Consider the following 1115-nt stretch of genomic DNA (forward strand, 5'->3'; position numbering starts at 1 on the left):
TATCGGTAGTTAACCCTTCCTCCTACACTCTCCACAATCATGTCCGAGCGTTGCACTTATTATCTGAATTCGCGATATAGTATCCAGGGTAATTATAATCCGCCTAATTTAATGCCATTATTCTTTGGGTTATCTTATAAACGGTCCGTTTTTCCAGGAATAATCCTAACCCTGGTACGATCCCCGAAACTTTGTGATCTAAGTCAAAATTTTAAACCTAAATTTCCGCGATAGTAGCCATGCGCTTCTATTTTAGAAACGAAAATCATTATCAGGGCTATACGCGCGTGTGAGATTTTCCCCGCATCAAAGGATCCGCGACAGGATTGACAGTAGCGTCAAAATAAATGCAAGCCCTTCCAGTATTTGCACTTATTACGGGTGGCGAATAATAACGAATATTATTACGCCTGCAGATATCCTTTTATTTGATCGGGTTAATCCCGGAGGTGACATCGCGTCGCTTTATTATTTCATCGCAACATGAATACATCGCTAAGCGATTCCCTGCACAGATGGAAGCCGTTTTAGCAAACAGCAAGAGGCAAAAATATGACAAATGAATCCTTAGCTTTCAGTTTATTAGGCTTCACCAAAGAACAAGCACTGCCAGCCTTAGAAAACTGTGGCTTTAGTGTTAATACCCAGTCAGAGGAGAAGGGTATTGATATGGAGGCATTTACGCGGGGTGATGAAGGCATGGTGCTTTACTACACCCGCCACGTTATCTCCGAAGTCTACTTTTTCCTCTCCGGAGAGTGGTTCTCTTTCGATGATGTGATCTATCACTGACAGCGTCATCTTAGGTTATGAAAGTCGACATCAGCACGCCAGGCGTTCTCCACCTGCATAACCCGGCGCTTTTTCCCCCGGATTTGTACGTGTTGAGCCACTCCGCATCAATCAACATAAAAAGCGGACTATTCAGGCAACACCATGACCATTCAAATAAATGCCAAGCTTCATTCGCTGAGTGAACCTAACTACGCGCACACATTTGAGCCAAACGCCCAGGGTTTGTATAACGTATCGCAACTTTTTAGGCTGTGTCCCTTAATCACCTGAGTTATAGTAACTGTCTTTTTCAACAACATATTGAACTATGGCTCGCTACG

The 1115-nt window shown here is 43.4% G+C and carries 1 protein-coding gene; it reads left to right on the forward strand.

Features of this window, described 5'->3' with window-relative positions:
- The first annotated feature begins 552 nt into the window (after positions 1–552).
- Positions 553–792, forward strand: a complete 240-nt coding sequence (locus ACSZPU_RS25845) for a hypothetical protein (RefSeq protein ID WP_499004470.1) — start codon at positions 553–555, stop codon at positions 790–792.
- Positions 793–1115 lie beyond the last annotated feature (323 nt).

The organism is Phytobacter sp. V69 (assembly GCF_965644215.1).
GTDB lineage: Bacteria > Pseudomonadota > Gammaproteobacteria > Enterobacterales > Enterobacteriaceae > Phytobacter.